The sequence below is a fragment of the uncultured Paracoccus sp. genome (assembly GCF_945915435.1).
In the GTDB taxonomy this organism is placed as follows: domain Bacteria; phylum Pseudomonadota; class Alphaproteobacteria; order Rhodobacterales; family Rhodobacteraceae; genus Paracoccus.
On record NZ_CAMEFG010000083.1, the window covers coordinates 1 to 4,005 of the forward strand.

Below are 4,005 nucleotides of genomic sequence, written 5' to 3' on the forward strand. Positions count from 1 at the left end.
TCCAGCCCATCTTGACCAGATCCGGCAGCGGGATGCCCGCCACGGTCGAATAGCGGGTCAGCGGCACCATCGTGTCGCCGTGGCCCCCCAGCACGAAGGCGGTGACGTCGCGCATCGAGACGCCGAATTCCAGCGACAGGAAATGGCGGAAGCGCGCCGAATCCAGCACCCCGGCCATGCCGCAGACCTTGTTCGCGGGCAGGCCCGAGAATTTCTGCAAGGCCCAGACCATCGCGTCCAGCGGGTTGGTGATGCAGATGACGAAGGCGTCGGGGGCGTGTTTCGCGATGCCCTCGCCCACCGATTTCATGACCTTGAGGTTGATGCCCAGCAGGTCGTCGCGGCTCATCCCCGGCTTGCGCGGCACGCCGGCGGTGACGATGCAGACATCGGCGCCCGCGATATCGGCGTAGTCGTTGGCGCCTTTCATCACGGCGTCGAAGCCTTCGGACGGGCCGGATTGCGCGATATCCAGCGCCTTGCCCTGGGGCGTTCCTTCGGCAATGTCGAACAGGACGACATCGCCAAGTTCCTTGATCGCGGCCAGATGGGCCAGGGTGCCGCCGATCTGTCCCGCGCCGATAAGCGCAATCTTGGGTCGGGCCATGAGAACCTCCATTGGGGTTTTTTCGCTCTGGCTTGCCCTAGTGCTTTGGTGGGACATGCGCAAGACCGAGGATGGATGATTGCGCGAACAGCCCCGGCGGGACCCGGCGAATCCGCGCGGTGGGGCGTTTGAACCGCACCGCCTGGCCGCCATTGCGCGGGCGCGGCGGCCCGCGCCGCGGCCTTTTGCGGGGGGCTGAAAAGGCTTGCCATCGCGGGGCGCAGGACGCAGTTTGCAAGGCGCAAACCGACGAAGGCATGCCATGACCCGCCCTTACCGCTCTGTCCTCTATATCCCCGGCTCGAACCGGCGCGCGATGGAAAAGGCGCGCGGGCTGGCGGCGGATGCGATCATCTTCGACCTCGAGGACGCCGTTGCCCCGGCGGAAAAGACAGCGGCGCGGGACCTGCTGGCCAGCGCGCTTCTGGCCGATTACGGCCCAAGGGCGCGGATCGTGCGCATCAACGGGCTGGACACCGAATGGGGTCAGGCCGACGCGCGCGCCTTTGCCCAGGGCGCCGATGCGGTGCTGCTGCCCAAGGTCGGCCGCCCTGCCGACCTGGACCGCGCGGCGCAGCTTTTGCCCAACGTCCCGCTATGGGCGATGATGGAGACCGCGCAGGCCATGCTGAACGCCGGACCCATCGCCGCCCATCCCCGGCTGGAGGGGCTGGTCATGGGCACCAACGACCTTGCGCGCGAACTGAACTGCCGCTTCCGCCCCGACCGGCTGGGGCTGCAAACCGGCCTTGGCCTTTGCCTGCTGGCGGCGCGGGCGCATGGCAAGGTGATCGTGGACGGTGTCCATACCGCCTTTCGCGACGAGGACGGGCTGCGCGCCGAATGCGAACAGGGCCGCGACATGGGCTTTGACGGCAAGACCGTGATCCACCCCGCGCAGATCGAGACCGCCAACCGGGTCTTTGCCCCCTCGGACGATGAAATCGCGCTGGCCCGCCGCCAGATCGAGGCCCATGAACGCGCCATTGCGCAGGGGCAGGGCGTCGCGGTTCTGGATGGCCGCATCGTCGAGAACCTGCATGTCGAAACCGCCCGCGCGACGCTTGGGCGCGCTGCGGCCATCGCCGCGATGGGGCAGGGCTGACAGGCCGAAACGCAAACCAGCAAGTCGAAGGACAAGCCAGATGTTGATGTTGATCCTCGGAATCGCAATTTGGTGGGCCGCGCATCTTTTCAAGCGCATCGCGCCCTCGCCCCGCGCGCGGATGGGCGATCCGGCCCGAGGCATGGTCACGATCCTGCTGCTGGTTTCGGTCATCCTGATGATCCTGGGCTATCGCAGCGCCGAGGGGCCGTTCTGGTGGGGCGCCACGCCCATGCTGAAGGGGATCAACAACCTTCTGGTGCTGGTGGCCTTCTATCTTTTCGCCGCCGCCGGGATGAAGACGGCGGTGGGGCGGCGCCTGCGCCATCCGCAGTTGACCGGCTTTGCGCTGTGGGCCTTTGCGCATCTGCTGCCCAACGGCGACCTGCCGTCCTTCGTGCTGTTCGGCGGGTTGCTGGCCTGGTCGCTGGTGCAGATGGCGGCGATCAACCGCGCCGAACCGGGCTGGACCCCCGACCGCAGCCCTTCCGTGATGCGCAAGGAAATCATGGCCGTGGCCGGCGCGCTGGTGGTCTATCTGGTGGCCGGGCTGATTCACGGCTGGCTTGGCTACAACCCGTTCGGAGCCTGAACATGACGACGATCTATCGCCTGCTGACCGAAGACGACACGCCGGCCTTTTGCCACAAGGTGTCCGAGGCACTGTCCAGGGGCTGGGTGCTGCACGGCGCCCCCTCGATCACCTTCGACCCCCAACGCGGCACGGTTCGCTGCGCGCAGGCCGTGACCAAGGAAATCCAGGGCGCCTATCACCCCGAGATGAAGCTGGGCCAGCAATGACCCGCGGGGTGAGTCGCGCCGCACGGTTTCGTGATCCTGTCCCCGGAAGGGCGGGAAAATGACGCAAATTTGTGATCACACCCGCCGAATGCGTGATCACAAACCCGAAAAAACGCGGTTTCTGCCCGATTTGTGGTCCGGGGGACGTGACACCTGCCACAAAAGGGTTAGAAACGGCGGCAATTCAGCCAGCCCGACCCGCCAGCTGAGGCGCAGGGGCCAGAGGCACAGCACCTGAGACAAAGCAGGAGAGCGCAATATGGCCGACGTGAACCGGGGTAACCGGCCGCTGTCCCCCCACTTGCAGGTTTATCGTCTTCCATTGGCGGCGATCACCTCGATTCTGACCCGTATCACCGGACATGCCCTGGTCGCGGGCATCCTTTTGCTGGTGTGGTGGCTGGTGGCCGCCGTGACATCGGACGCGGCCTTCGCCTGCGCGGACTGGGTGCTGCGCTCGTGGATCGGTTTCATCGTGATGACCGGCGCGGCATGGGCGCTGTGGTATCACCTGCTGGCCGGTATCCGCCACCTGTTCTACGACGCCGGCCTGGGGCTGGAGATCGAGACCGCGCAGAAGTCCAGCATGGCGATCCTGATCGGCTCGGGCGTGCTGGTGCTGCTGTCGCTGATCCTGTTCTTTGCGTTCTGAGGAGCAAGCCGAGATGCGCTATATCACCCCGCTTAAAGCCGCCAAGGGTCTGGGCGCCTCGCGGACCGGCACCAAGGACCACTGGTTCCTGACCGTCACCGCCTGCGCGCTGGCGCTGCTGACCCCCGTTTTCATGCTGGTCGTCGGCCGCGCCATCGGCTTGCCGCGCGCGGGCGTCGTCGCCTATTTCGGCCAGCCCTTCCCGGCGATCGTCACGGGGCTGTTCGTCATCGTCGGCATGCTGCATTTCGTGCGCGGCACCCGCATCATGCTGGACGACTACCTGCGCGGCACGGCTCTCAAGGTCGGCATCGTCGTTTCCGTCATCTTCAGCTATGCGGTGATCGCCGCTGCTGCCTATGCGCTGGCCCGGATGGGCCTGGCGCAGTTCGTTCTCGTCTGAGGTTCCAATGGCTGCTTATTCCTATCAAACGCATGATTACGATGTCGTCGTGGTGGGCGCCGGCGGGGCTGGCCTTCGTGCGACGCTTGGCATGGCCGAGCAGGGGCTGCGCACGGCCTGCGTGACCAAGGTTTTTCCGACGCGCAGCCATACCGTGGCGGCGCAGGGCGGCATTGCCGCCAGCCTGTCGAACATGGGGCCGGACAACTGGCAGTGGCACATGTATGACACCGTCAAGGGGTCCGACTGGCTGGGCGACACCGACGCGATGGAATACCTCGCGCGCGAGGCGCCCAAGGCCGTATACGAGCTGGAACATTACGGCGTGCCGTTTTCGCGCACCGAAGAGGGCAAGATCTACCAGCGCCCCTTCGGCGGCCACACGACCGAATTCGGCGAAGGCCCCCCGGTGCAGCGCACCTGCGCCGCCGCCGACC

At 66.3% G+C, this 4,005-nt stretch carries 7 protein-coding genes; 6 read left to right on the plus strand and 1 reads right to left on the minus strand.

Going from position 1 to position 4,005, the window contains the following annotated elements; translation table 11 throughout:
- Window positions 1–607 (minus strand): malate dehydrogenase (locus Q0O97_RS17270; protein WP_294932357.1); only part of this gene is annotated, 607 nt, incomplete at its 3' end.
- 262 nt (window positions 608–869) lie between these two features.
- Here Q0O97_RS17270 and Q0O97_RS17275 point away from each other — a divergent pair.
- The 6 genes from Q0O97_RS17275 to Q0O97_RS17300 form a co-directional block, all read left to right on the plus strand.
- Window positions 870–1,712, plus strand: coding sequence for a CoA ester lyase (locus Q0O97_RS17275; RefSeq protein ID WP_294932360.1), 843 nt, complete (start codon window positions 870–872; stop codon window positions 1,710–1,712).
- 40 nt (window positions 1,713–1,752) lie between these two features.
- Window positions 1,753–2,304 carry an NnrU family protein gene (locus tag Q0O97_RS17280; protein WP_294932363.1) on the plus strand — a complete coding sequence of 184 codons (552 nt, stop codon included), beginning with the start codon at window positions 1,753–1,755 and terminating at the stop codon, window positions 2,302–2,304.
- A gap of 2 nt (window positions 2,305–2,306) precedes the next feature.
- Window positions 2,307–2,513 carry a DUF1737 domain-containing protein gene (locus tag Q0O97_RS17285; protein WP_294932366.1) on the plus strand — a complete coding sequence of 69 codons (207 nt, stop codon included), beginning with the start codon at window positions 2,307–2,309 and terminating at the stop codon, window positions 2,511–2,513.
- A gap of 259 nt (window positions 2,514–2,772) precedes the next feature.
- On the plus strand, window positions 2,773–3,165 hold the full coding sequence (gene sdhC / locus Q0O97_RS17290) for a succinate dehydrogenase, cytochrome b556 subunit (protein WP_294932369.1): 393 nt from the start codon (window positions 2,773–2,775) through the stop codon (window positions 3,163–3,165).
- Between the two features lie 13 nt (window positions 3,166–3,178).
- Window positions 3,179–3,568 carry a succinate dehydrogenase, hydrophobic membrane anchor protein gene (gene sdhD / locus Q0O97_RS17295; RefSeq protein ID WP_294932372.1) on the plus strand — a complete coding sequence of 130 codons (390 nt, stop codon included), beginning with the start codon at window positions 3,179–3,181 and terminating at the stop codon, window positions 3,566–3,568.
- A 7-nt stretch (window positions 3,569–3,575) separates the two neighbouring features.
- The coding region (locus tag Q0O97_RS17300) for an FAD-binding protein (RefSeq protein ID WP_294932375.1) at window positions 3,576–4,005 on the plus strand (430 nt) is incomplete at its 3' end.